Origin of the sequence: Marinobacter xiaoshiensis (genome assembly GCF_031631795.1) — a bacterium.
GTDB lineage: Bacteria > Pseudomonadota > Gammaproteobacteria > Pseudomonadales > Oleiphilaceae > Marinobacter > Marinobacter xiaoshiensis.
On the sequence record NZ_JAVMBO010000007.1, the window covers coordinates 345,783 to 370,788 of the forward strand.

At 54.4% G+C, this 25,006-nt stretch carries 21 protein-coding genes; 15 read left to right on the forward strand and 6 right to left on the reverse strand.

Features of this window, described 5'->3' with window-relative positions; all coding sequences use genetic code 11:
- Window positions 1-74: 74 nt before the first annotated feature.
- Together RKA07_RS05380 and RKA07_RS05385 are read right to left on the reverse strand one after the other, a co-directional pair.
- Window positions 75-1,550, reverse strand: coding sequence for an amidase (locus RKA07_RS05380; protein WP_310965807.1), 1,476 nt, complete (start codon window positions 1,548-1,550; stop codon window positions 75-77).
- Between the two features lie 18 nt (window positions 1,551-1,568).
- The gene (locus RKA07_RS05385) at window positions 1,569-2,576 is read right to left on the reverse strand and encodes a hypothetical protein (protein ID WP_200201185.1); all 1,008 of its coding nucleotides are present in this window, start codon (window positions 2,574-2,576) and stop codon (window positions 1,569-1,571) included.
- Window positions 2,577-2,770: 194 nt separating this feature from the next.
- Between RKA07_RS05385 and RKA07_RS05390 the strand changes: the two genes are divergently transcribed.
- A complete protein-coding gene (locus RKA07_RS05390) occupies window positions 2,771-4,504 on the forward strand; it encodes an autotransporter assembly complex protein TamA (protein ID WP_227714563.1) in 1,734 nt (577 codons plus the stop codon).
- Window positions 4,501-8,286, forward strand: coding sequence for a translocation/assembly module TamB domain-containing protein (locus RKA07_RS05395; RefSeq protein ID WP_310965808.1), 3,786 nt, complete (start codon window positions 4,501-4,503; stop codon window positions 8,284-8,286). Before RKA07_RS05390 ends, RKA07_RS05395 begins: the two co-directional genes overlap by 4 nt.
- A 32-nt stretch (window positions 8,287-8,318) precedes the next feature.
- On the opposite strand, the gene RKA07_RS05400 is transcribed toward RKA07_RS05395, so the two are convergent.
- Together RKA07_RS05400 and RKA07_RS05405 are read right to left on the reverse strand one after the other, a co-directional pair.
- Window positions 8,319-9,050: a gamma-glutamyl-gamma-aminobutyrate hydrolase family protein gene (locus RKA07_RS05400; protein ID WP_200201183.1), complete on the reverse strand. Its 732-nt coding sequence runs from the start codon at window positions 9,048-9,050 to the stop codon at window positions 8,319-8,321.
- On the reverse strand, window positions 9,043-10,044 hold the full coding sequence (locus RKA07_RS05405) for an amidoligase family protein (protein ID WP_227714564.1): 1,002 nt from the start codon (window positions 10,042-10,044) through the stop codon (window positions 9,043-9,045). The genes RKA07_RS05400 and RKA07_RS05405 overlap by 8 nt, the downstream gene beginning before the upstream one ends.
- A gap of 228 nt (window positions 10,045-10,272) precedes the next feature.
- On the opposite strand from RKA07_RS05405, the gene lexA reads away from it, so the two are divergent.
- Together lexA and RKA07_RS05415 are read left to right on the forward strand one after the other, a co-directional pair.
- The gene (gene lexA, locus RKA07_RS05410) at window positions 10,273-10,881 is read left to right on the forward strand and encodes a transcriptional repressor LexA (RefSeq protein WP_200201182.1); all 609 of its coding nucleotides are present in this window, start codon (window positions 10,273-10,275) and stop codon (window positions 10,879-10,881) included.
- 45 nt (window positions 10,882-10,926) lie between these two features.
- Complete coding sequence (locus tag RKA07_RS05415) at window positions 10,927-11,418, forward strand: cell division inhibitor SulA (protein WP_200201181.1); 492 nt, start codon at window positions 10,927-10,929, stop codon at window positions 11,416-11,418.
- 8 nt (window positions 11,419-11,426) lie between these two features.
- Here the strand turns inward: RKA07_RS05415 and RKA07_RS05420 are convergent, their stop codons facing one another.
- Both RKA07_RS05420 and RKA07_RS05425 read right to left on the reverse strand, forming a co-directional pair.
- Complete coding sequence (locus RKA07_RS05420; protein ID WP_200201180.1) at window positions 11,427-11,687, reverse strand: hypothetical protein; 261 nt, start codon at window positions 11,685-11,687, stop codon at window positions 11,427-11,429.
- A 49-nt stretch (window positions 11,688-11,736) separates the two neighbouring features.
- Window positions 11,737-12,237 (reverse strand): DUF6586 family protein, encoded by a 501-nt coding sequence (locus RKA07_RS05425; protein WP_200201179.1) that lies wholly within the window; start codon window positions 12,235-12,237, stop codon window positions 11,737-11,739.
- A 178-nt stretch (window positions 12,238-12,415) separates the two neighbouring features.
- On the opposite strand from RKA07_RS05425, the gene RKA07_RS05430 reads away from it, so the two are divergent.
- The 11 genes from RKA07_RS05430 (at window position 12,416) to fliJ (ending at window position 24,922) form a co-directional block, all read left to right on the forward strand.
- On the forward strand, window positions 12,416-13,774 hold the full coding sequence (locus tag RKA07_RS05430; protein ID WP_200201178.1) for a DUF1329 domain-containing protein: 1,359 nt from the start codon (window positions 12,416-12,418) through the stop codon (window positions 13,772-13,774).
- Between the two features lie 89 nt (window positions 13,775-13,863).
- Window positions 13,864-14,217: an SOS cell division inhibitor gene (locus tag RKA07_RS05435; RefSeq protein ID WP_200201177.1), complete on the forward strand. Its 354-nt coding sequence runs from the start codon at window positions 13,864-13,866 to the stop codon at window positions 14,215-14,217.
- A gap of 71 nt (window positions 14,218-14,288) precedes the next feature.
- Window positions 14,289-15,740: a sigma-54 dependent transcriptional regulator gene (locus RKA07_RS05440; RefSeq protein WP_310965811.1), complete on the forward strand. Its 1,452-nt coding sequence runs from the start codon at window positions 14,289-14,291 to the stop codon at window positions 15,738-15,740.
- A 223-nt stretch (window positions 15,741-15,963) separates the two neighbouring features.
- Window positions 15,964-17,226 (forward strand): sensor histidine kinase, encoded by a 1,263-nt coding sequence (locus RKA07_RS05445; RefSeq protein ID WP_200201175.1) that lies wholly within the window; start codon window positions 15,964-15,966, stop codon window positions 17,224-17,226.
- Between the two features lie 12 nt (window positions 17,227-17,238).
- Entirely contained in the window at window positions 17,239-18,717 is a 1,479-nt protein-coding gene (locus tag RKA07_RS05450) for a sigma-54-dependent transcriptional regulator (protein WP_310965812.1), read from the forward strand.
- Window positions 18,718-19,057: 340 nt separating this feature from the next.
- Window positions 19,058-19,426, forward strand: coding sequence for a flagellar hook-basal body complex protein FliE (gene fliE / locus RKA07_RS05455; RefSeq protein ID WP_200201173.1), 369 nt, complete (start codon window positions 19,058-19,060; stop codon window positions 19,424-19,426).
- A 15-nt stretch (window positions 19,427-19,441) separates the two neighbouring features.
- Window positions 19,442-21,142, forward strand: a complete 1,701-nt coding sequence (gene fliF, locus RKA07_RS05460; protein WP_310965813.1) for a flagellar basal-body MS-ring/collar protein FliF — start codon at window positions 19,442-19,444, stop codon at window positions 21,140-21,142.
- A complete protein-coding gene (gene fliG / locus RKA07_RS05465) occupies window positions 21,135-22,178 on the forward strand; it encodes a flagellar motor switch protein FliG (RefSeq protein WP_200201171.1) in 1,044 nt (347 codons plus the stop codon). The genes fliF and fliG overlap by 8 nt, the downstream gene beginning before the upstream one ends.
- The gene (locus RKA07_RS05470) at window positions 22,178-23,101 is read left to right on the forward strand and encodes a flagellar assembly protein FliH (RefSeq protein WP_310965814.1); all 924 of its coding nucleotides are present in this window, start codon (window positions 22,178-22,180) and stop codon (window positions 23,099-23,101) included. The genes fliG and RKA07_RS05470 overlap by 1 nt, the downstream gene beginning before the upstream one ends.
- A complete protein-coding gene (gene fliI / locus RKA07_RS05475) occupies window positions 23,082-24,479 on the forward strand; it encodes a flagellar protein export ATPase FliI (RefSeq protein WP_200201169.1) in 1,398 nt (465 codons plus the stop codon). Before RKA07_RS05470 ends, fliI begins: the two co-directional genes overlap by 20 nt.
- Window positions 24,479-24,922 carry a flagellar export protein FliJ gene (gene fliJ / locus RKA07_RS05480; RefSeq protein ID WP_200201168.1) on the forward strand — a complete coding sequence of 148 codons (444 nt, stop codon included), beginning with the start codon at window positions 24,479-24,481 and terminating at the stop codon, window positions 24,920-24,922. The genes fliI and fliJ overlap by 1 nt, the downstream gene beginning before the upstream one ends.
- The last annotated feature ends 84 nt before the right edge of the window (window positions 24,923-25,006 follow it).

Consider the following 25,006-nt stretch of genomic DNA (forward strand, 5'->3'; position numbering starts at 1 on the left):
CTCTGTATAACACGGCCAAAGTTGGCGGCATTATTCAGAGGTTCGCAGAGAGAATATTACTTGGCTATTGGGAGTTAAAACCCGTTCGGAATCTCGAACCCGGCCAGCCCGGCCTCTTCAAGCAAGCGTGCGAAACCAATGGTGGTAAGGTCCATCCCCGGTGCTCCAATTACTTGCACATTAAACGGCAGTCCTTCGCTGGTCCGGCCTATGGGAACGGACGTGGCTGGTAATCCGAGAAGCGTGGCGAACGCAATCCAGCAAAACTGATCCATGTAAGCGCGGGGTTGCCCAGCAACGGTAATACGACGTTTGAACACGGGGTTGGAATGATCATGCCGGATAGCCGCCGTGGGTGTTATGGGCGTCAGAAGCACATCTACTTCCTGGAACAGGGTTTCGATCTCTGCTCGCATCTTCTCCCGCGCCTCGCTCATGGCCATCCATTGATAGGCGGGCTGGTTTGCACCACGGCCATATTCACCAATGAAGGGTGTCATGGGGCCAAAGAAAGTAAGCCACTTTTCCAGTCGGGCAATCCATTTAAGCTGGCGGCGCTGGGCAGGTTTTAGCGAAGTGCTTAGTAGGCTACCCAGCAGATTGAAGTAGGCAGGTAGTGTGTGCTCAAGGTTCAACAGGGGGTGCTTTGCTTCTGATACAAGAGCGCCTTTGTCTGCAAGCTGTTTGCCTAGTGCCCGGTAGCCGTCGGTCAGTTCCTGTTCTACCGGGCACAAGCTGTCTTCCAGCCATAGCCCCACCCGTGCCTGTTTCAGGGTTTTCAGGCGTGAGGGCGCCATTTCCAGCTGCCAGCACCGGCTGTCAACTGGCTTGGGACCGGCAATTACCTTTAATAAAAGTTCGAGATCCTTCGCGTTCCGGGCGAGAGGGCCACCCTCTGCCAGATCCGGTTGCGATTGCGTGCCTGGCGGCCCGGGAATGTGTCCGCGAAATGACACCAGTGAGCGCGACGGTTTATGCCCGAATACGCCGCAAAAGTGCGCTGGAATGCGAATCGAGCCCGCCAGATCGCTGCCCACCTCCAGCGGTGTCATCCCCGCCGCCAAGGCTGCAGCCGCGCCACCTGAAGAGCCGCCCGGGGTGTGGGCAGGGTTATACGGGTTGTTGGTTACGCCAAACAGCTTGTTGTAGCTTTGCAGATCGGTCGCGTATACAGGTACGTTGGTTTTACCCAGAATAATAGCCCCGGCATCTTCCAGTCGTTGCACTACATCGGCATGGCGCTCAGGCTTGTGATCGCGCAGCGCGCTGGCGCCGGCAGTGCATGTCATCCCGGCCACTTCCCAGGTGTCCTTTATGGTGAGGGGAAGTCCGTGCAAGGGGCCGACTGCTGCGCCAGATGCTCGCTTCTGGTCGGCTTTCCGCGCCTGCTCAAGCACGCGAGCTTCGTCGAGAGTAACAATGGCGTTCACCACCGGGTTGTGCTCGCGGATTCTTGCGAGCAGTTCCGTCACAAGCTTCTCGCTGCTCAGGGTGCCAGCTTCAAGTTGTGCCAGCAGCTCATGGGCCGGCTGATAATGCAGTACATCCATAGTGCGTCTCTTATTATGTTAGGGGAGCTGCTCTCGCCAGCGTTTGACTTTGACCTGGCCTTTGATGGCATCGATGATTTCGACAATCAGCGCGATCAGTGCCTCATTTCTTGCTTCAACGCTGTCTGCTTCTCCTGGCCCGCGAATAAAGGCGTTCACGATATCTTCAATAAACGCATGGTTTGCAGAAGAGGCCAGGTCTTCCAGAATCTGCTGGATAACGTTGGCTACAATATCGCCCACTGCATCTTCAAGGGTTTCCTGAATGGTTGAGCCTACTATTGGCAGGTATTTGAGCCGTGACAGTTCCACATTTTGTTTCAGCGCATGGTCAACCCGGTCCTCAAGGTAATTTCTCAATGCTCCGCGGTTGGGGACGTAACCTTCCTTGGCAGCCTGAGCAACCCGCTGGGAGATCCATCCGGACAGCATCTCCCGCCGTGGGTACAGGATATCGTTCTGGACCTTTTCAAAAAGCGGAGAGCCCAGAGTTATTTCGTGCTGCACACCACTCAGCACCTTGGTTACGATACGGTCTGAAAGCTCTTCCATGAACGCTTCATAGTAGAAATTGAAGAAGCGGTAAATTCCGGTGCTGGTAACATCGATGATCTTGTGCTGATGCAAGCGGTGCACAATAGACACGATTCGCAAAATTCTCAGGAATCGCAGGCTACCTACAGGTATACAGCCCACCAGATCATACCAGTGGATAAAGGGGTAAAAGTACCAGCGGTCGTACACTTTGGCCTTGATTGCATAGGCCCAGCGCAGAGAAAATTCGGCCAGGAAGACTGCGACGAACATGGCATCATAAAAAATGAAGTTTTCGTGAATAGGGTGGTAGGCGGCCTGAAAGGCCGGAAGGTGTTCCTTCAGCGCATTCTGGATAGCAATGAAGCTATAGACAGAATCCCAGATAATAAACGCGAGGTTGATGATGATCAGGCCCAGCATCAGGAAATCGATAATCAACCAGGTAGTCTGGTGGCTGGATTTCAGGTTCTCGCGGTTAATTTTCAGCATTCGCTGGTATCCGTCCTCTATGGTCTAATAACGTTCTCTGGTATTTCGACAGGTTAGCGCATTTGCACTGGGCCGACGACTTGTCTGAGCGCGTATTAACTTGACCGCCCGTCGTTAAACTCTCACGCTTGAGCGATAATCACTTCCGTTACAAGCAACACTGAAACAGCCGGATGCTATCACTTGATCACATTTTGAAATCGGGACCGATCCGGCTGCTGGGCCTGCTGCTTTTGCTGTGGTCTTCCACGGGCCTTGCCCAACAGGTTGAGGTTCGTGTCAAAGGTGACTATCCCGGTCTTAAGGAAAATGCTGAAGCTTTCATTGGTGAGGTGGAGGGCCGCAGTGCAGGCAATCTTCGACGCTATGCATCTACGGCGGTTGGTCAGGCCAGCAAAGGGTTGCGAGCCTTAGGCTATTACAGCCCGGTTGTGGATTGGCAGGTGGAAGAGGGCGACTCTGAAGAAACAGCCAGGCTGATCCTGGAAATAACACCTGGCGACCCGGTGCGTATCAAGTCCCGCATTGTTGAGATCCGCGGGGCTGCCGCGACTGACTCGCGCTTTACCGACAACTTGCCTGTGCATCCAGCGGAAGGCGATGTGCTGAATCATGGCGACTACAGCAACCTTCGGAATACCCTGCAAACACGTGCCAGGCGCAGGGGCTACTTTGATGGCCGGCTTGTTACCCGCAGTCTTGAGGTGGACCCCGAGGCCCTGGAGGCCAACATTACGCTGGTGTTCGAAAGCGGCGACCGGTATCGGCTGGGAGCGGTTACCTTTGAAGAAGGGCACTGGTTTGAAACTGACCTCCTGCACGATTTTGTTACGTTTGAACCGGGCATTCCGTACCACGCAGATGAAATAGCAAAGCTGAACAGCGATCTGCTCAGTAGTGGTTATTTCTCCGGCGTAGACATTGATGCCTCACCCTCCAGCGCAGAAGATGGCGTTATACCCGTTCGTATCAGTCTGACCCGGCGGGATGGCCGCTCCATTTCCACTGGCCTTGGCTTTTCCACAGACGTTGGGCCGCGTTTTCGGGCTACATGGCGGGAGCACTGGATCAATCCCATGGGGCACACGCGCGGAGCAGAAACAGAGCTCTCCGAGCCAAGGCAAAATCTGAGTACCTGGTATGAGCTGCCTCTGGATCCGCCGATGACGGATCTCATCCGTTTTACGGCAGGTTACCAGCGCGAAGATATCGAAAACATCGAATCAGAGTTACTGACGTTTGGGCAGCAATGGCAGCACCAGCTGGATAATGAATGGTTGCAGGTGCTGTCTTTGAACTGGGAGGGGGAGCGCTTTAATATTATTGGTGATGAGCAGGGAACAAGTACGTTGCTGCTTCCGGGGCTTGGCTATTCCAAGTTACACGTCAACTCGCCGCTGGACCCCAGCAAGGGTTATCGTTTGCAGATTAACGTAACCGGCTCCCACAGGGCGGCTCTTTCCAGTGTGGATATTCTGCATGTGAATGCTATTGCCAAAGGCTTGTTCACATTTGCGGGAAAACATCGCTTTTTATCAAGGCTTCAGATTGGAGGTGTGGGGACCAACCGGTTTGAAGATGTGCCGCCCTCCTTGCGTTTCTTCGCCGGTGGTGACCAAAGTGTTCGCGGTTATGGTTACCAGACTCTCTCGCCAGAGAACGAAAACGGCGTTCCGGTGGGCGGGCGTTATACGCTTGTGGGCAGTGCTGAATACCAGTATCAGTTTGCCCAAAAGTGGCGTGTCGCTCTTTTTGCTGACCATGGCAACGCAGTTAATGACCTGTTTGATCCTCTTGCCAGCGGGGTCGGTGCTGGCATTCGCTGGATCAGCCCCTTGGGGCCTTTGCGCCTGGATCTTGCCAAAGGTCTGAATCCTGAGTTTGGCGGCGAGTGGCGGGTTCACTTCTCGATGGGGCCAGAGTTGTGACGGAGTTGGACAAGGGCAATAGCATTGCTGACGCACCATCAAAATCCCGGCGCACGCGCACGGGGCGCCTTCGATTCTGGCTATTACTAATTCTGGGTTTACTTGTTTTTCTTCCAGTCGTTTTATGCGCTGCCGTTTTGTTGGCGCTGCGCTCAGAAACAGGTACAGCCTGGGTGATTGATCAGGTTCCCGGGCTTGAGGCAGTGAACGACCATGGCTCGCTGTTCGGAACCTGGCAGGCAGACCGAATCAAGTGGCGCGGCTATGGGGTGGATGTGACGGTTGAAGCCCCTTTCATAGACTGGTCACCCTCCTGTCTTTTTGATCTGCAAGTGTGTCTTGAAACCCTTCACCTGGAACGACTGGACGTTAATGTGCAGCCTTCAGACGACCAGCAAGGCTCCCCGGATGACATCAGCTTGCCGAGGCTTGAGCTACCGCTCGCCCTCAGGGTTAGTGATGTACGGCTAGGCACGTTTACCCTTAATGGCAGCAAAGTTTGGGACAGGTTTGAACTTGACTCCAAGGGCTCCGGGTCTGACTGGATGCTGGAACGGGTTTACTACAAACGGGACGATTACATAGTGGAGGCTTCCGGGCGCGTTGAAACGCGGCGGGACTGGCCAGTAAATCTTGAGGTTAATGCGTCACTGCCGCCGCCCTTTGGCGCCGACTGGATGATTGATCTGGCACTCTCTGGCAGCGTGCGGGATCTTGCACTGGCGGGGCAGAGCCGAGGTTATCTGAATGCTTCACTGGAGGGGAAAGTGGAGCCTTTGGCAGCCAGTTTGCCAGCGCGTTTACGGGTAACCTCTGAATCTTTTCGTGCGGTGGAGGCTCAGCCAGACACCCTGGTGCTGAAGAACTGGTTTGCTGAGGCCCGAGGCAGCTTGCAGAGCGGTTTCAAGACAAATGGGGCGGCCATATTGCCAGGTACCGGTGGGCCCATTGAGTTGACGCTGGCGGGATTGGTTACAACCAATGGTGCCAAGGATATACGGCTGGAACTGTCTGCAGGCAATCAGGGCGTGGAGGGCGAGGCAGACAACTTGCCCCGAAATGTCATAGTGACCGGCAGTACCCAGTGGCAAGGCGGCTTGAGTGCAGAAGCAGACATACAGCTACGGCAGTTTCCCTGGTATTCGTTGATTGCTGATCTGGAAGAGCCGCCGATTGATTTACGCATGCTGAACGGAAGCGTCTCATGGCGGGATGGGCGTTATCAGGCGAACCTCACAGCAGACGTGGATAGCCCCCAGGGCAGTACAGAGTTGGCGGTAGCGGTTGATGGTGATGCAACCCAAGTCCGGTTGACCGAGCTCGCAGCGGTCACCGATGCAGGTTCACTGACCGGGGAGGGTTCCGTGAGGTTCTCTGGGCCTTTGAGTTGGCAGGCGGCGTTGGAGCTGGAGAACTTTAACCCTGGCTATTGGGTGCCGATTCTGGAAGCAAACCTCAGCGGTGGTGTTACCACGGAAGGGCAGCTTACCGACGGCCCTGTTCCCGATATGGAGGCCAGCTGGGATCTGTCGGGGCAATGGCGCTCCAGCCCCACTGTGATAGCAGGCCGCCTTGATACGTCAACCGGTGACTGGGATGTTCCGGAACTGAAGCTGGTGATTGGTGATAACCGGGTTGAAGGTAGCGGTCGGTGGGGCAAGCAGTTAAAAGCCAGCCTCAATCTTATGCTGACAGAACCGGAGAAGATTTTGCCGGGTCTTGGTGGGCAGGCTGATCTTCAGCTACGGCTTGCCGGTACCCCCGATGATCCGCGAGGAACCTTGACTGCCAGTGCAACCGAATTGCGCTGGCAAGACTTGCTGGTCGTTGAAACCCTGGATGTAAATGCGCAGTTGGAGCAGGGTTTACGTCTCAACAGTGAGGTGCAGGGCAAGGGCATTACCGGCAGTGGGCAAACCATTGAGTCGTTAATTGTCAAAGCGCAAGGCACCCAGGGGAGTCATACGGTTGTGCTTGATGCTCAGCATGAAGAAGCAAGGTTGCAGCTGGATTTCCAAGGCGCGGCGGGTGATGCTTGGGCAAGCTGGCAGGGCGAGCTTGCGCGAGGTGTGATTGATGTGCCGGGGCAGGAACAGAGCTGGGAGCTTGAGGCTCCCGCCGGGCTTGCCTATGGAAAAAATGGCGAACTCACTTTTGCCGCCCATTGCTGGCGCTGGCGGCAGAGCTCTGTTTGCGCTGATGATCAAACCCTGCTGCCAGTGCCCAGAATTGCCTACCGCATTAACAGCTTCCCAACCACGGCCCTGGCGCCCATTTTACCAGAGACCTTGCGCTGGCATTCCAGCATTAATGGCGAAATCGACTTCACCTCTACCGACGCAGGCCCCGATGGCCGGATAGCGCTTGACGCTGGCGAAGGCCGCTTCGAACTGCTGCTGGATGGCGAATGGGAAACTCTGAGCTACCAGACCTTAACGACAGAGCTGGAACTGAAGCCCGAACAGGCAGATCTTGCCGTGCGGTTGTCGGGGCCGGAACTTGGCAATCTCTCGGTGGATATGAGCCTGGACCCTATGGACGAAGACCGGCCAGTTGAAGGCAAATTCAAACTGGAAGGTCTCGATATTGCTCTGGCCGGCTTGTTTACGGGGCTTGAGGAGATTGCCGGAGAGGTAAACGGCGAAGGCATAATTTCCGGGCCTCTGATGAAACCTGCAGTGAAGGGCGAGATAGCATTGACCAATGGGCGGGTGGTCGACCCACGTTTGCCGCTACCCATGGAAGAAGTGGTCGTCAGCATTGAGCTTAAGGGCTATTCCGCTGACATCCGCGGCCGGATTCATAGCAACGCGCGCAGCGAAGCTATTATCGAGGGAGAGGTCGACTGGCAAGGGGCTCCCGGTGGTCAAATTCGCATCACCGGAGAACGGCTGCCCTTTAGTCTGGAGCCCTACGCGCACGTGGAAGTAGCGCCAGATCTGACCATCGCATTCCGTGAAAGCACGCTGAGTGTGGAAGGCCGGATTGAGGTGCCCCGAGGAAGTATCGAAATTAAAGGCCTGCCTGCTCAGGCGGTGTCCGTATCTGAAGACGAAGTGATTGTAGGTGTGGAGCAGGAAGAGCCTCTTATCCGCTCGCTGGATATGGATGTGACGGTTGTGGTCGGTGAGGATCAGGTAACCTTTGCGGCATTCGGGGTGACCGGCGATCTGGAAGGCTCTTTGCGGATCAATAACGACATGGATACCAGAGGCACCCTGCAACTGGTTAATGGTCGATATGAGGCCTTTGGGCAGGAGCTTGAGTTGCGCAGGGCGCGATTGCTGTTTGTCGGCAGTCTGGTCCAGCCGTATCTCGATATTGAAGCTGTCCGTCAAGTGGATTCTGTGGTGGCAGGGATTCGGTTAAGCGGCCCGGTGCAGGCGCCCGTAACCGAAGTGTTCTCAAACCCCTCCATGCCGCAAGCAGAGGCGCTGTCTTATGTGATTCTTGGTCGGGCGCCCGGTGGGCAGGGTGATGATGGTCAGATGAGTCGTGCTGCTATTTCACTTGGCCTGACCCAGGTAAACAAGGTGACAGGGCAAATCGGTGAGGAGTTCGGCATTCGTCAGTTGACTCTGGAAGCAGAGGGCAGTGGCGACCAAACGTCGGTAGTAGCCAGTGGGTACCTGACTGATGAACTCAGTATCCGTTATGGGGTCGGAATTTTCGAACCGATCAGCACAGTAGCGCTGCGATATGATCTGGGTAAGTACTTTTACCTAGAAGCAGCCAGCGGGCTGGCTGCATCTCTGGATATCTTCTACACCCGGGATTTTTAAACTCTGTCAGGCCTGTCAGTTGCAGCGGACGCTCAATGAGCTGGAGCAGTTTGGCTCAATCGGGCCAGCTTGACGGTTAAGGCTGCCTCCAGAAACTGACCAAAGATGCGCCTGTGCCCGGCATGGTAAAGCAGGTATTCAGGGTGCCACTGAAGTCCCATAAGCCATTGCCCCTGAGTGCTTTCAATGGCCTGAACAAACAGGTCGTTATCCACCGCGGTCACCTTCAGGTTTTTCCCAAGCTGTTTTATGGCCTGGCTGTGTATGCGGTTTGCGCCTATTACCGGCGCTCTCATAACCTGCCCCAGCAAGCTTGTTGCGACAAGTCGTACGGTTTGCATCGGCAGCAATAAAGGGCGGTGTCTGGTGTTTACCCGTAAGGGGGTAACGTTCTGGCACAGGGAGCCACCGTGGAATATGTTGATGAACTGCGCGCCTCTGCAAATACCCAGTACCGGGATTCCTATTGCTTCTGCTTGTTCCAGGAGCAGTTGGTCTGTGGTGTCCCGTGCTTTGTCATACTTGGCGCTTACCTGCGGCTGCTGGCCATAACGCTCGGGATGCACGTGGGTACCCCCGGAAAGAACCAGTCCGTCAAGCAGAGACACATCCACCCTGGCACCAGGGCGTATGTAGTAGGTATGCGCACCCTTCAGGCGAAGTGCCAGGCTAATCAAGCGTTGGGCAAAACGTTTTCGAGCCGGGCCGCTGATGCCTATCGTCAGCCCGGGCAGGCTGTCGTCAGGTTCGATGTGTTCAGACATAGCCTTTGCTTTCGAGCCAGTGTGTAGAGGTTTCCAGCCAGCTTGTGGTCAGATTGCGTATGCTGATTTTACGGCTGTCCATGAACAGGGCGCGAAGTTCTCTCAAATCCTCAGCGTGGTTGGCCAGTTGCTCAACCACGACCCAGTCATTCCAGACAGTGGAGAAATGCCAGTCAGGGTTATCTATGTCGCAGTCCGGAAGTCTGTAATGCAAGGTTGGCCGGCTTTTGATGCGGGGGTCTTCAACGTATTCGTCGAGCAGGGGTTTGTCGAGATGAGCAAACAGGGGCAGTAGATCAAGGGCTCGGTTACGAGTAGGGTTGGATTCCAGGTAATCCACCATCATTTGCCGCTGATCTGGTGCGTAGTTGTCCTCAATCAACAGGTCGGTGTACTTGCTGCTCCACGGCTCAATGTAGGGGGTGAACTTTCTGCTGATATCCAGTTGATGGCGAGCTTTTAGCCAATCATATAGCACTGCAAACGCCTGATAATAGCGCACAAGTGTTGTCGGCTTGAGGTCTGGCAGTTCAGGGTTAAGCTGTAAGCCGAACGCAAAGTAGATCGCGTTTCTGCTGCCCAATGCACCCGCTTCCCGGAGTTCGTCGACCAGAGTCTCAATCTGGTGCAGGTCTGAAAAAGCCATGGGCGGACTTACAATTTCCAGCGGCACAATCAATTCAGCCGCTGCGTCTATAACCTCCATTGCCTGCCCGCCAAGTTCCCGAATGGGTTGGGGAAGGCGCTCGTCTGCAAGATCCAGATCTTTGATCGGGTCGGAATCCAGTTCAATGATGAAACTGCCCAAGGGGGTTTCAAGCGTGCTCACATAGCGGGACTGCGGTTTTGCAACGCCGCCCAACAACTCCCCGGCCAGGTCAACTAACTCCTGATATCCCAACCCGGACAATTCAATCTCCACACCCACCCTGCGCTCTTTCCCGTCGGCGGTTTTGACTACGTCTGGCATGTTCAAGGTGATGGTTTTATTCATGGTTCTCTCTGAGGCGGAGTGTGAAGTTTTTCACTCTATCACACTACCAAAGCACTACCAGTCAGGGAGCTGCAAGAAAATAACCTGAGCGGCTTTACACTGGATAAAACACTGTATATAGTCAAATCACTGTATAAAAAGACAGGATGGTTGGATTACTGTATACACCATCACATATAAGACCCGGCTTGTATAAGCCCTGCATGCAGCAAGCGGAGCAGCGAAACAATGAAGCTGACAGCAAGACAAACCCAGGTACTGGAAATTATTCGTCGATCTGTTGACGAAACCGGCTATCCACCTACACGTGCAGAAATTGCGACAGAGATGGGTTTCCGTTCTGCGAATGCGGCGGAAGAGCACTTGCGTGCATTGGCGCGTAAGGGTGCCATCGAAATGGTTCCGGGTGCCAGCAGGGGTATCCGGTTGCCTGAAGTTGCCGAAGACCCCGGTTTGCCGGTTATTGGTCAGGTAGCGGCGGGCAGTCCGATTCTGGCCCAGGAGCACGTTGAAGACCATTGCACGCTCAAGCCGGAGTTTTTCTCGCCTTCTGCTGACTATCTGCTTCGTGTCAGGGGTATGAGCATGAAAGATATCGGGATTCTGGATGGCGACTTGCTTGCTGTGCACAGCACTCAGGATGTTCGAAATGGCCAGGTGGTTGTAGCCCGGGTGGGTGATGAAGTGACTGTGAAACGCTTTAGAAAAGAAGGTTCAAAAGTCTATCTGATCGCTGAAAATGAAGAGTTTGCGCCGATAGAAATCGATTTGAAAGAGCAGGAATTGTTTATTGAAGGGCTGGGTGTGGGTGTTATCCGGCGTTCCGATCTGCACTGATCGGGCCAGCATAACCACAGACGCATTGTAAAGGCGGGTAAATATATGGAACAGCTAAGCTTTAATCAGAATATTGCGTGGCAGCAGAGCGTTATGCCTGGCCTGGTACCGGAATACACAGCCCCGAAGCAGCGCACGGTTATCCGGACGCGGCGCAAGCCTGATGTGGAAAGTCCTGCGCCGGCTGGAAATGTAACGGAAATCATTCTGCCGGAGGGGCAGGTAGAGAACTTTCAACTGCTATTGCCAATGCTGACTCAGCTGAACCAGGAGAAGCGCTGGTTGGCGTGGATAGACCCGCCCCAGGCGCTGGTGAGTAAGTGGCAAAAGATGCACGGTATCATTACCGGTGAACTGCTGGTTTTGCGTTCTACCGCTGAGTACCCGGCTCGTCAGCTTGCTGAGATAGCACTAAGCGCGGGTACCTGTCATGCGGTGGTTATGTGGACGGGGAAGCTGGGTAAAACAGCATTTGCTTCCTTGCAGGAAGCGGCTGCTAAAGGCAACAGCCACGGGGTCGTTCTCAGGCAGCGTTGAGTCCGGTTTTAATGCAGTGTGTATGCGGGCTGGGCGTCTGAAACGTCCAGTTCGTCGTCTTCCCAGTCAATGTCGTGAGACACAGTCCCGGCAGCTTCTATACCCGCCGCAATCATGGCTTTGGCCACAGACATATCCCGATCTCCCATCATTTCACGGGCTTCATCCGAAAATGAAATTTTGACTAATGGCGCGCTGTCGTCGTCGATGCGGCGAAGGGCATAATCGCCGTTGTTCAGTTGTACAATTTCGAAAAACGATGGTGACATTTCAATAACCTTTTAATGTTGAGAACCTGTAAGTGTGTATTGGGAGGGATTACCACTCGCCGTGTTGCGCTTCCAGGTTGTCGGTAAACTGTTTTATGGCTTTCAGAGTTTTTCTGAGAGCTTGGGCTGATCGGTCTGGCCCGGTTTCTGCTGAGACGGCAATAATGTTTTCTGAGTTAACCGTCTTCCGTGTCGCTGGTGGGTTGTTCTGAGCAGTCTCGAGCTGATCAAGGTGGCTCCACCAGCTTCTGCTGTCCCGTTCAAGAGTTGTAAGAAACTCTATTTCCGTGGCCTCATCGCCAATAAGATTGGCCAGTTCCGCGAGGGACAAAGGCCTATTCGGGCGTTTCTGGTAAAGCCTGGCAATCATTGCCAGTAATAATTGTTTCGCTCTCAGCAGCAGTTCGATAGAGCCTTGTGTTGCTGCTTCCTGCTGCAGTTTTTGCGTTGGCGCCGAGCTTCCTGTAGCAGCCGCTTGAGCCGCGACATCAAGTAACGTGCTGGCAAGAAACAATTTTTGTGAAACCAGCGAATACCATTGAGAAGCCATCGAGCGCTCACCTTAATTAATCCGCCATTCTACCATTTTGGTTTGCAGATTTCTTTACCCCCCTGCAGACTTGGTCCCAAGTGACAATAAAACACAATTAATGACTTGAAACGGGCGTTTGAATTTGGCAAAAAGCATGCTTCGTCTTGGGTTATTGGTTTGTCTGGAGGGGTATGGAATGCGGAGCCGATTAGTCGCATGTATGGCAGTTCTTTTGGTTGGGTATACCGGCCAGGTGCTGTCAGCAGTAACGGTAGCTGAAGCAGAACGGCTAAAACGGGATTTGACGCCGGTTGGTGCTGAGCGGGCAAGCAATGCCTCCGGTAGCATTCCCGAGTGGACCGGCGGGCTGAGTGAGGCGCCTGCTAACTGGCGTAAGGGCCAGGTTGAGATAGATCCATTTCCCCAAGACGAAACCTTGTTCGTAATCACTGCGAGCAACATGCACCTCTACAAAGACAGGCTCTCTGAAGGCTCCATTAAAATGCTGAGCCAGTACGGCCCGAATTTCTTTATGCCGGTTTACCAGACTCGCCGTACAGCAGCATTTCCTGAGAATGTGTACGAGAAATACTATGAGAATGCTCTGACTGCGGAGGTGCTGGATAACGGAAATGGCGTGCGCAACACTATTATGACAAGCCCGTTTCCCATTCCGAAAACCGGGCTTGAAGTGATGTGGAACCACATTTTGCGGTATCGCGGTGAAGAGGTATCCTTCCGGAGTGCCTCTGCAACGCCCCAGGTGGATGGCTCCTACAACCCTGTAGTTAATCACTACGACTACTACTTCCCTTACAGCAAGGAAGGGGCGGTGCTTGCTGATATAGATAACAAAATCTTCTATCTCAAGACCGATACAATTTCACCTTCTACCTTGGCTGGAACAATCACACTGGTGCATGAAACCCTCGATCAGGTGCGCTCGCCGCGGCTGGCTTGGCGTTATGACGCCGGATCCCGACGCCTGAGGCGCTCGCCGAACCTGGCGTATGAAACAGACTTGCCGAACTCTTCTTCTCTGCGCTCGGTCGATCAGAAAGATATGTATAACGGTGCGCCCAACCAGTACGACTGGGAGTTGAAGGGTAAGCGGGAAATGTTTGTGCCCTACAATGCTTACAAGCTGCATGATGAGTCGGTCAAGCCGGGTGATGTCATCCGTGCCGGGCATATCAATCAGGAGCTGACCCGCTACGAACTGCACCGGGTATGGGTAGTCGAGGCAACTCGCCGCACCGGCATCAAGCACATTTATGACCGTCGTGTTTTCTATGTGGATGAAGACAGTTGGCAAATCCTGATGTCCGAAGAGTATGACGAGGCGGGCAATTTGTGGCGTGTTTCCGAGGCCCACAACATCAGTTATTACCAGGTGCCAGTATTCTGGACTACCATGGAAATGACCTACGACCTCAAGGCGAAGCGTTATTATGTTGATGGTTTGAACAATAACTATCCCGCTTATAATTTCGAGCCCGGGTTTCGGGGCAGCGAATTTACGGCTTCCTCAGCAAGGCGAGACGCTCGCCGCTGATTTCAGTGTAAACGGTTGAGTTGCTGGCGCTAGCCAGCGGCTTGACCGGGTCGCCCGTATTCTATCCCTTATTTCCAGGAGAACAGGTTATGGCCGACCCTCAGAATCCCCCTTCTTCAGAACTCCAGGCCTACCTGGATAGCTTCGATCAGCTTATGGCAGACCTGGGTCACGCACTCGCAGACCAGGATTGGGATGCCCTGGTGCGGCTTAACGAGCAGGTAAAGCCTACAATAGAACCCCTGATGGCCTCGCTGGAAGCCGGGAAGGCCGATCCGGAACTGGTTCGCACTCGGCTTGAAGAGTTGCGCCAGTTTATGGACGCAGCGGGTGAGGGTGCCACCCGAGCCAAGGCTGAAGCGGAACAGGCTCTGAAAGGTGTGAATCGAAACCGCAGTGCTGCCAAAGCCTATCACAACGTTTCAACAACCCAGCCAAAATAGCGTCATAAAATTGACTCTTCTGTGTTTACAGTCTTAAATACCGCACATATCCCCCAAAGAGATGTTTGTGAATGTCCAAAAATAACAAGGTGCTGGTGCTGAGTGAGGACGAGTCGAGGCGTCGGGATCTGGCGACTATTCTGGAGTTCGTAGGCGAGGAGCAGGTTTTAGCAGGCGACGAAGCCTTGGCGCTCCTTGAATCTGGCGATGCAGAAAGTTTGGCGGACATTTCGGTTGTCGTGGTAAACGGGGAAGACCCGAATATCGTCAGCACAATCGAAAAAGTGTGTAAGGCAGTGCAGGGCGTGCCTTTCCTCACGGTTGGCGACCCTTTACTCAAAGGTCTCGCGGAGACAGATGCCTCACGCGTTATTGCCCGTATGGAATGGCCGCTTAATTACACCAAGTTTGTTGACTCCCTGTACCGTGCGCAAATCTACAGCGATCAGTTCCGGCGTTCCAAAGAGCGTGGTGAGCAGCGGGGGCTGCAGCTGTTCCGCAGCCTGGTTGGTACCAGTCGCAAGGTGCAGCAAGTACGCCAGCTGATGGAGCAAGTGGCCGATAAGGACGTGAGCGTGCTGATTACCGGGCCGTCTGGTACCGGTAAAGAAGTTGTTGCCAGAAATCTCCATTACTACTCATCTCGCCGTGACAAGCCATTTGTGCCTGTAAACTGTGGTGCCATTCCGGCGGAGCTGCTGGAGAGTGAACTTTTCGGCCATGAGAAAGGCGCATTTACCGGTGCCATTACGGCGCGGGTCGGGCGTTTTGAGATGGCGGAAGGTGGCACCCTGTTTTTGGATGAAATCGGCGATATGCCCCTTAACATGCAGGTGAAAATACTACGCGTTTTGCAGGAGCGTACATTCGAGCGTGTTGGCAGTAACCGTACGATTTCTGCCGATGTTCGTGTGATTGCTGCAACCCACAAGAACCTTGAGGATATGATCGAAACCGGTGAGTTCCGGGAAGATCTGTATTACCGGCTGAACGTGTTCCCCATTGAGGTGCCGTCATTGCGGGATCGGGTGGAGGATATTCCGCTGCTGATTAATGAGCTGATTTCCCGCATGGAGAAAGAGAAGCGCGGCTCTTTACGAATGAATTCGGCGGCGATCATGAGTCTGTGCCGGCACGACTGGCCGGGTAACGTACGGGAGCTTGCGAACCTGGTAGAGCGGCTGGCGATTATGCACCCATACTCGGTAATCGGTGTGCAGGAGTTGCCCAAGAAGTTCCGGTATGTGGATGACTTTGATGAGAACCGGCCCGTTGAGGATTCGGGCATGCCGTCTGGCATTCCCGGATTGGTTGGGCTGGATGCTCCTGCTTTGTTGCCGGTGAATGGCATTGATCTCAAGGATTATTTATCGAACCTTGAGCGGCAGTTGATTCAGCAGGCATTGGATGAAGCTGGCGGGGTGGTTGCTCGGGCGGCTGAGAAGCTCAGGGTTCGGCGGACTACTCTGGTTGAGAAGGTTCGGAAGTATGGGCTTCGGGAGGAGGAGTCTGAGGAGTCCTGAGTAGCCTTCTTTTTTCTTGTGACAATAAGGCGTCAAAGGTTTTCGGCCTTTGGCGTTTTCTCGTTTCTGGACGACGTAAACCCGTCGTTCACCTTTCTTCGGTTAATCCTGTTCATTGATTTATATGATAAAAGCCTAGTTGGCACGAAGCTCGCTTTGTAATCTGCAAACGAATCATCCGAAGGGTGTGGCCCGGTGTGACGGGTTAATCGGGAGTCAGGTTATGAGTCAGGCACAGTTTGTCATTCAGTCGGTGGAGCATGAGGCCCAGGCCAATGCGGCGGCGGATGCTAACGATAAGGTTAGGGCGTTGTTTCCGCAGCAGGATGATGAGGCGGTGGATTCTGCGCTGGAGATGTTTAACCAGATGTCGCGGCAGATTACCGATTCATATCGCACGCTGGAGTCGCGGGTTAACCAGTTGTCTGGCGAATTGAGCCAGGAGTCTCTGCAGCGTCAGCAGGAGCTGGAAGAGAAGGAGCAGTTGGCTGATCGGCTTTCTACTCTTTTGAAAGCTCTGCCAGCGGGTGTGGTGGTTCTGGATAGTCAGGGTGTGGTGTCCCAGAGTAATCCGGCAGCGGCTGCGTTGTTGGGTGAGCCTTTGGACGGTGAGCGCTGGGTGGATGTGATTCGCCGTTGTTTCTCGCCACGCCGGGATGATGGTCACGAGGTGTCTTTGAAAGATGGGCGCCGGGTGAGCATTGAAATTCGTACCATGGAAAACCAGCCAGGGCAGCTGATTCTGCTGACCGATCAGACAGAAACCCGTCATCTGCAATCACAGCTTGCTCACGCACAGCGGCTTTCCGCCATGGGCAAGATGGTTGCGTCGCTTGCGCACCAGATTCGTACCCCTTTGTCTGCGGCTATTCTCTATGGCGGTCACTTAACCCAGGATGATCTGGATGAGGAGATGCGCCAGCGTTGTGCATCCCGCTTGATGTCAAGGCTTACCCACCTGGAGCAGCAGGTGCGGGATATGTTGATTTTTGCCCGGGGCGAAACCCGGTTGGCGGAGGAGCTTTCTGCCGCAACACTGGTTTCGGCTCTGGAATCTGCACTGGATGGAATCAAGCCAGCATCCGGTTCGGATGTGATGCTAAAGAATGATGTGCCAGCGGATTGTCGGTTGATGTGTAACCGGGATGCGTTGGTGGGCGCCTGTACCAATCTGGTGAATAACAGTCTTGAAGCGGGTGCAACCGCCGTAGCTGTTCAGGTTACTTTGGACGCGGGCGAGCTACTGATTCGTGTTCTGGATAACGGCCCGGGCTTTGCCAAGGCAGAAGCTGGCAGGCTTGCAGAAGCTTTTTACACAACGAAATCTCACGGCACCGGGCTTGGCCTGGCGGTTGTGCAGGCCGTTGTCAAAGCGCATCAAGGGCAGTTTTCTATTGATTCGCCAGAGCAGGGCGGTGCTGTTGCAACTCTGCGTCTGCCGCTTTTGCGTAGCCCTTCCCGTAACCTTTCTCGTAAGACCGTTTAATCGGAGGCAACCATGGCCAAGGCCCAGATACTGATTGTTGAAGATGACCGTGACCTGCGGGAGGCGCTGGTAACCACTCTGGAGTTGGCAAAGTTCCGCGTGCGCGAAGCTTCCAATGCCCATGAGGCGCTGGTGCGTCTGGCAGAGGCGCCGGTCGATATGGTGGTCAGCGATGTAAACATGCCCGGCCTCTCCGGCCATAAATTGCTGGGAGAGGTGCAGCGGCTGTACCCGGGCTTGCCGATGATGCTGATCACAGCCTACGGCCAAATCAGCCACGCGGTTTCTGCCATGCAATCCGGTGCAGTGGATTATTTGGTGAAACCATTCGAGCCCAAGGTGTTGGTTGATGCCGTTACCAAGGTAGTCGGCGGCAGTCGCCCGAAGTCTGGCGATGAGCCAGTAGCTGAAGACCCCGCCAGTAAGCGCATATTTCAACTGGCAGCCAAGGTGGCTGGCAGTGATTCTACGGTGATGATTTCCGGCGAGAGCGGTACCGGTAAAGAAGTGCTGGCCAGGTACATCCATCAGCAGTCGCCCCGGGCGGAACAGCCGTTTGTGGCCATTAACTGCGCGGCTATTCCCGAGAACATGCTTGAAGCGATTCTGTTCGGCCATGAAAAAGGTGCCTTTACCGGTGCGATTGCATCAGCCCCAGGTAAATTTGAACAAGCTAATGGCGGAACGATTTTACTGGATGAAGTGTCAGAGATGGATCCGGCTCTGCAATCCAAATTGCTTCGTGTTCTGCAAGAGCGGGAAGTGGAGCGGGTAGGCGGGCGCAAAACCATCTCCCTGGATGTGCGCGTAATTGCGACCACCAACCGGGATCTGGCAGATTTTGTGCGGGAAGGTCGGTTCCGGGAAGACCTTTACTATCGGTTGAGTGTATTCCCTATGCATTGGCAGCCATTGAGGGAGCGTCCTCTGGATATATTGCCCATGGCAACCTATTTGCTGAAGAAGCACTGTCGCAAGATGAAACTGACCGGCATCAGCTTTGCTGCGGATGCCCGCAACGCTCTGGTTCAACACAGCTGGCCTGGCAACGTGCGGGAGCTGGATAATGCCATCCAGCGCTCTCTGGTTCTGCATCAGGGTAACGTGATTCACGCGGGCGACCTGTGTCTCGATATGGGCACAAGCGGACGCTTCGATGGCCACGCGGTTGTATCAGCAGCCCCGGCAACGGTTGCAGCTGGTATTGAAGAATCTTTTCCGCAACATCAGGGGCAGCCTGCTTCGGCAGCATTTTCATCACGAGTCCATGAAACAGACGACCCCGCCCCTGCCATGGTTGAAGCGGGGACCTTGGGAGATGATCTGCGCCAGCAAGAGTTTCGTATCATCATCCAGACGCTAAAAAGTGAGCGGGGTCGCCGCAACAGGGCGGCGGAACAGTTGGGTATCAGCCCCAGAACACTGAGATACAAGTTGGCTCAGATGCGCGATGCCGGAATAGACCTGGATGCTGAGCTGGCTATGGCGTAAAACCGAATTATCGTAGTACCCCTTCATTCGGCACCCTATGGGTGCCTTTTTTATGGCTGCGTGCCTCATACTGTTCAATTTCGCACCAGTTCTCTGCAGGCCCCATTTCGCGGTGTTGTAGGTGACCTGTCCTTGCTGTGTTAACAATCTTATCCACAGGTATTGTGGGTAATTTAATTCTGTCAAAACTCTGTCGCTGTGGAACGTCTGTCTTTAGTTGGCGCTCATAACATTATGTAAATTAAGGGTAAAGTAATCCTGGCCTGACCATTGCTTAGACTTAATCAATACAGTTAGATCAGCAAGCCAGCCCCTGTCGGGGTGGTGTCAGGAGAAAGTTATGGTTCAGCGTGCCGACATCAACAGTGTTCTTTCCGATATCCGCGCACTGCGTTCGCAAATGAATCAGAACCAGCGTGTTGACCAGGATTTATCAGTACGTGGCCGTATTGATGGGCCGCGACAGGTTGATCAAACCCAGGAGACAAGCAGCTTCGGTAACATGCTGAGCAAGGCCGTTAACAATGTGAACGAGGTTCAGCAGGAAGCCAATTCATTGCGTACGGCCTACGATATGGGCGACCCCACTGTGGATATTACCCGAGTGATGATTGCAGCCCAGAAATCTACGGTGTCTTTTGAGGCCTTAACCCAGGTGCGTAACCGGGTGGTCAGGGCGTACGAAGACATCATGAATATGCCAATCTGATAACGGAGCACAGACATGGCCAGCGTTCCCGCAGAAACAGTCCCGAATATGCCAGCCACGCAGGGTGGCGGTGGCTCCGAAAGCAGCAGTGACTTGTTTATGGGCTTTAACCGCCTGAACCTGCTGCGACAGGTTGGCCTTATGGTGGGGCTTGCTGCCAGTGTTGCACTGGGCCTCGCAGTTGTACTTTGGGCGCAGGAGCCGAACTATCAGCCAGTGGTGGGGGACTTGTCTGCGTACAACCCTCAGGACGTAACCACCATTCTCGACAGTAATGGTATCGATTATAAAATGGATACGCGCACTGGTGCTCTGCTGGTGCCTTCCGAGCAGGTATATACAGCCCGGCTTAAATTGGCGGCCGAGGGCGTTACAGATCAAAAAACCATGGGTTACGAACTGCTCGACAAAGATCGCGGCCTGGGTACATCCCAGTTTATGGAAACGGTCAGCTACCGCCGTGGCCTTGAAGGCGAACTGGCGCGCACCATCAGCAGTATGCGTGGCGTGCGCGCTGCCAGGGTTCACTTGGCTATACCCGAGCGTTCTGTATTTGTGCGGGATGCCCGTGATCCTACCGCCTCGGTGTTTCTGGAAGTTTTTGCAGGGCGCCGTCCAGAGCAGGAACAGATTGCAGCGATCGTGAATCTGGTAGCCGGCAGTATTCCAATGATGAACAAGGACCATGTCACGGTTGTTGATCAGAACGGGAATTTACTGACTGGTAAAACCACTCGCGGCGATGGCGAGCGCATGCAGGATCAATACGAGTACACCTCGCGCCTGGAAGAGCGTCTTACGCGCCGCGTTGCCTCTTTAATCGCACCTATTGTTGGCGAAGGCCGGTACCGGGCCGAAGTCTCTGCAGATCTGGATTTTTCCTCAGTTGAGCAGGCAGAGGAGCTGTTTAATCCGGAGCAGCAAGCTGTGCGCAGCGAGCGCGATTTAACAGAGCAGCGCGTTGCCGGATTTAACGGTGGTGTGCCGGGTGCTCTGTCTAATCAGCCTCCCGCTAACGCCACAGTGCCTGAACAGGTTAATGCTCAAGCGGGCGCTGCAGAGGATGGAGTACCAGCGCAGCCGCCAGTGAATGTGCGCAAGGAAACAACACGAAATTATGAGATGGACCGTACCGTCAGTTACACGCGGCAGGAGTTGGGGCGCGTAAGGCGTGTAACGGTAGCACTGGCTGTTGACGACATGAAAGTGGTCAATCCGGATACCGGCGCGGTAACCTATGAAGCCTGGCCCGAGCAGGAATTGCAGCGCCTGAGCATGCTTGTGCGGGATGCTGTAGGCTATTCTGCTGCACGGGGTGACAGTGTAACTGTAATGAATACAGCGTTTGCCCCGGAAGAAGCTTACGAGTTTGAAACTCCCGGGTTCTGGGAACAGCCCTGGTTTTGGGATCTCATGAAGCAGGTTTTGGCTGGTCTGGTGATATTGGTATTGGTGCTAGGCCTGTTGCGTCCAACATTGAAGAGCCTGTCTGGTGGCGCTCAGCGTGCCCGGAGTGGGGATTCCGATTTGGATGGTTATGATGACGAGGGTGGAAACGATGCTTTGCGACAAGCATTGACCTCGCAGGACGACTTGCTTTTGCCGGGCGCGACAGACAGCTATGATAGACAACTGAATGCTCTTAAAGGCCTGATTGCCGAAGATCCGGCGAGGGTTTCTCAGGTGATGCGCCAGTGGGTGAATGTTGATGACTGATCAATCCGGAGCGCCAGGTGCTGATGCACCTAAAGCGCCTCAGAGGAAAATTCCTCGGGTAGAGCAGGCGGCGATTCTGCTGATGTCTCTGGGCGAGGCAGATGCTGCTGAAGTGCTTAAGCATATGGGGCCCAAAGAGGTCCAGCGGGTAGGTGTTGCCATGGCTCAGATGAAGGATGTGAGCAAAGGCGATGTAACCTATGTGCTCAATCAGTTTGTGGATGCAGTGGGTGGCCAGACCGGGCTTGGCGTTGGCAATGATGATTATATTCGCGCCATGCTGACACAGGCTCTTGGTGACGATAAAGCTGCGAGCCTGATTGATCGCATTCTTATCGGTGGCAATACCACCGGCCTGGACACGCTTAAATGGATGGAGCCAAGAGCTGTCGGTGATATTATCCGCTATGAGCATCCGCAGATTCAGGCCATAGTTATCTCCTACCTTGATCCGGACCAGGCTGCCGAAATATTGGCAACCCTGGATGAAAAGGTACGTCTCGACGTAATGATGCGGGTGGCTTCGCTCGAAAGTATTCAGCCCCAGGCCCTGCAAGAGCTAAACGATATTCTGGAAAAGCAGTTCTCCGGCGGGTCGGCGGCCCAGACCAGTCGCATAGGCGGTATAAAGCGCGCGGCGGACATTATGAACTTTATGGATCGCAGTATTGAAGGCAGCCTGCTGGATTCCATCAAGGATATGGACCCGGACCTCGCCACAACAATCGAAGACCTTATGTTTGTGTTTGATAACCTCAAGGATATTGATGACCGGGGTATTCAGGCGTTGCTGCGAGAAGTGTCTTCAGAAGTGCTGGTTGTTGCCCTCAAGGGCGCTGATGACGCAGTGCAGGAAAAAATATTCAAGAACATGTCCAAGCGTGCAGCCGAGCTGCTGCAGGACGATCTGGAAGCGAAAGGCCCTGTGCGGGTGAGCGAAGTGGAATCCGCTCAGAAAGACATTATTAACATTGCCCGTCGCATGGCCGAAGCGGGAGAAATCACGCTGGGCGGCGCGGGTGAAGAAATGATGTGATGAAAGACTCCTCCAAAGACCCTCTTAAAGATCTCAGTCGCATTCCCAAAGAGGAACTTACCGCCTATGAGCGGTGGGAACTCCCGTTGCTCGATGCCCGTGGCAACGAGGTTGCCCGTGTGGAAGAACGTAACGTAAAGCCATTGACCGCCGGCGATATCGTCGAAATTCGCCAGGCTGCGCATGACGATGGCTTTAACGAAGGGCGAGAGCAGGGATTGCAGGAGGGTCGTGCTGAGGGTTATGAGCAGGGCCACAAAGAAGGCCTTGAAGCCGGGCTTGCCGAAGGGAAGGAACGGGGCCAGAGCGAGGGTTATGACGAAACCCGCAAGGAAGTCAGCGCAAGCCTGGATCGCCTTGAACAATTACTGGGGGAGTTGCTGGTGCCTATCGGTCGGCACCAGGATGAAATTGAAACTTCTTTGCTGAACCTCACCATGGTGCTTGCCCGGGCCGTTGTTTACCGCGAATTGACTATCGACTCTTCACAGATACGTAAAGTGGTGCGCCGAGCCATGGAAGCCTTGCCCACCACGGCGGAAAATGTTCGGATTTATGTGCATCCGGATGACCACAGTGCCGTTGTTGAAGTGGCTGGGCGTTTTGAAGCGACAGCCTCTGTTGTAGAGGATGACAAAGTATTGCCTGGCGGCTGTCGGGTTGAAACCCGCAATAGTCTCGTCGACTTTACCGTCGAAAAACGCTTTCAGCGCGCTGTTCAGAGCATGTTGGAGCCTCAGGTCGGCAATGGTGAAAGCGGCGAACCTGAAGAATTGGGCGCGCTGATGGATGATCTGACAGACTTTCAGCGAGATGTACTGAGCTCTCCGGAAGAAAAAACAAGCGAAGAGGCTACTGAGGGCAGTACGCCCCCCGAAGATAAACCTGTCGAAGGCGAGCCTGATGACATCCTCCCTGGCTGACCGCCTCGATCGATATCAGGCCTATCTCCGCTCAGATCTGGAGCCTGAGCTTTCAGGTCGCCTGACCAGAATGGTTGGGCTAACGCTGGAATGTGTCGGCTGCCCGATGGTGGTGGGCGACAGGTGTGTGATAAAAGGCGAAGGTGGCGGCACGGTTGAGGCGGAAGTGGTGGGGTTTGAGGATGATAAAGTCTACCTCATGCCTTTGACTGCCATTGAAGGTCTTAAGCCAGGTGCAAGGGTAGTTCGGCTATCCTCAGCCAGCCGTGTTCCGGTTGGTCCTCTTATGCTGGGCCGTGTAGTGGATGGCAGTGGCGAGCCCCTTGATGGCAAGGGGCCGTTGCAGGCTGAAGCCCGTGTTCCACTTACCGGCGACATTATCAACCCTCTTAACCGCGCTCCTGTACGCCAATCCATGGATGTGGGCATCCGGGCCATTAATGCCTTGTTGACCGTTGGTCAGGGGCAGCGTTTGGGCCTGTTTGCGGGCAGTGGTGTTGGTAAGAGTATGTTGTTGGGCATGATGACCCGGTTTACCGACGCCGATATCACCGTTGTGGGCCTGATTGGTGAGCGGGGCCGGGAAGTTAAAGAATTTATTGAGGATATTCTGGGTGAAGAAGGCCTGGCCCGGTCGGTTGTAGTTGCTTCCCCGGCTGATGATTCGCCTCTGATGCGATTGCGTGCGGCCATGCTGACTACCCGCATTGCAGAGTACTATCGGGATCAAGGCAAGCGCGTGCTGCTGTTGATGGATTCGCTCACACGGTACGCTCAGGCCCAGCGCGAGATTGCATTGGCGGTTGGGGAGCCACCTGCGACCAAAGGCTATCCGCCTTCTGTGTTCGCCAAACTACCGCAACTGGTGGAGCGAACGGGCAATGGCTTACCCGGAGGCGGCTCCATTACTGCATTTTATACCGTATTGACCGAAGGCGACGATCAGCAGGACCCCATTGCAGATGCAGCCCGGGCGATACTGGACGGTCACATTGTGCTGTCCCGAAGGCTTGCGGAAGAGGGCCACTACCCCGCCATCGACGTTGAAGCTTCCATCAGTCGGGTTATGCCACAAGTAACAGAAACCGAGCATTTTGCTCGGTCCCAGCGGTTTAAACAGGTTTATTCCCGTTATCAGCAGGCCCGCGATCTGATCAGTGTTGGTGCATACGTGAAGGGTTCTGACCCGGAAACCGATTTTGCCATTACTCATATCAGCAATATGCGCCAATTCCTGCAGCAGGACCTTAACGAGCGCGCTTCCTTGCCTGAAAGTATTGAGGGCTTGCTGTCGGTCGTTCCGGAGAGGCGTTCACCGGAGCGCCGTAAATCTGCCGCTCTTGATCCAACGGCCGGTACCAATAGAGGTGCTGAATAATGCTGCGCTCAAAACGCCTCGCGGTTGTGCTCACTCTTGAAGAGCGAAAGGAGAAGGAAGCGCTCGAATTGATGGGCAAGGCTCGCGAAGTGGTTGAGCAGCACAGTGAACAGGTGGCAAAGCTCAACCGCTACCAGCAGGAATACCGGGATCAAATTCGAGAAAGCCAGCATGGCGTGGTGCAGGTAAATCGCTTGCAGGCCTGGCAGGCATTTATTGCCCAGCTTGATCAGGTTATCCTGCAGCAGCAAAAACAGCTTACCCAGGCTGAAGCAGTGTTTGAGGCCCGCAGGCGAGAGTGGCAACAAGCCTGGGAGCGCCGTCGAGGAATGGAAAAATACATTGAAACCTGTCGCCAGCAAGAAAGCAGGGCACAGGATGTTCAGGAACAGAAGCTTGCGGATGAGGCTGCTGGCCGGGCTTTTGCACGTCGCAGTCGTTGATGCTTGCGCTGAATCATTCTTCACTTCATGCAAACTGGCAGCGCTGCGCTATCCTTGTATAAACACGGGGCGCCTGAACAGAGG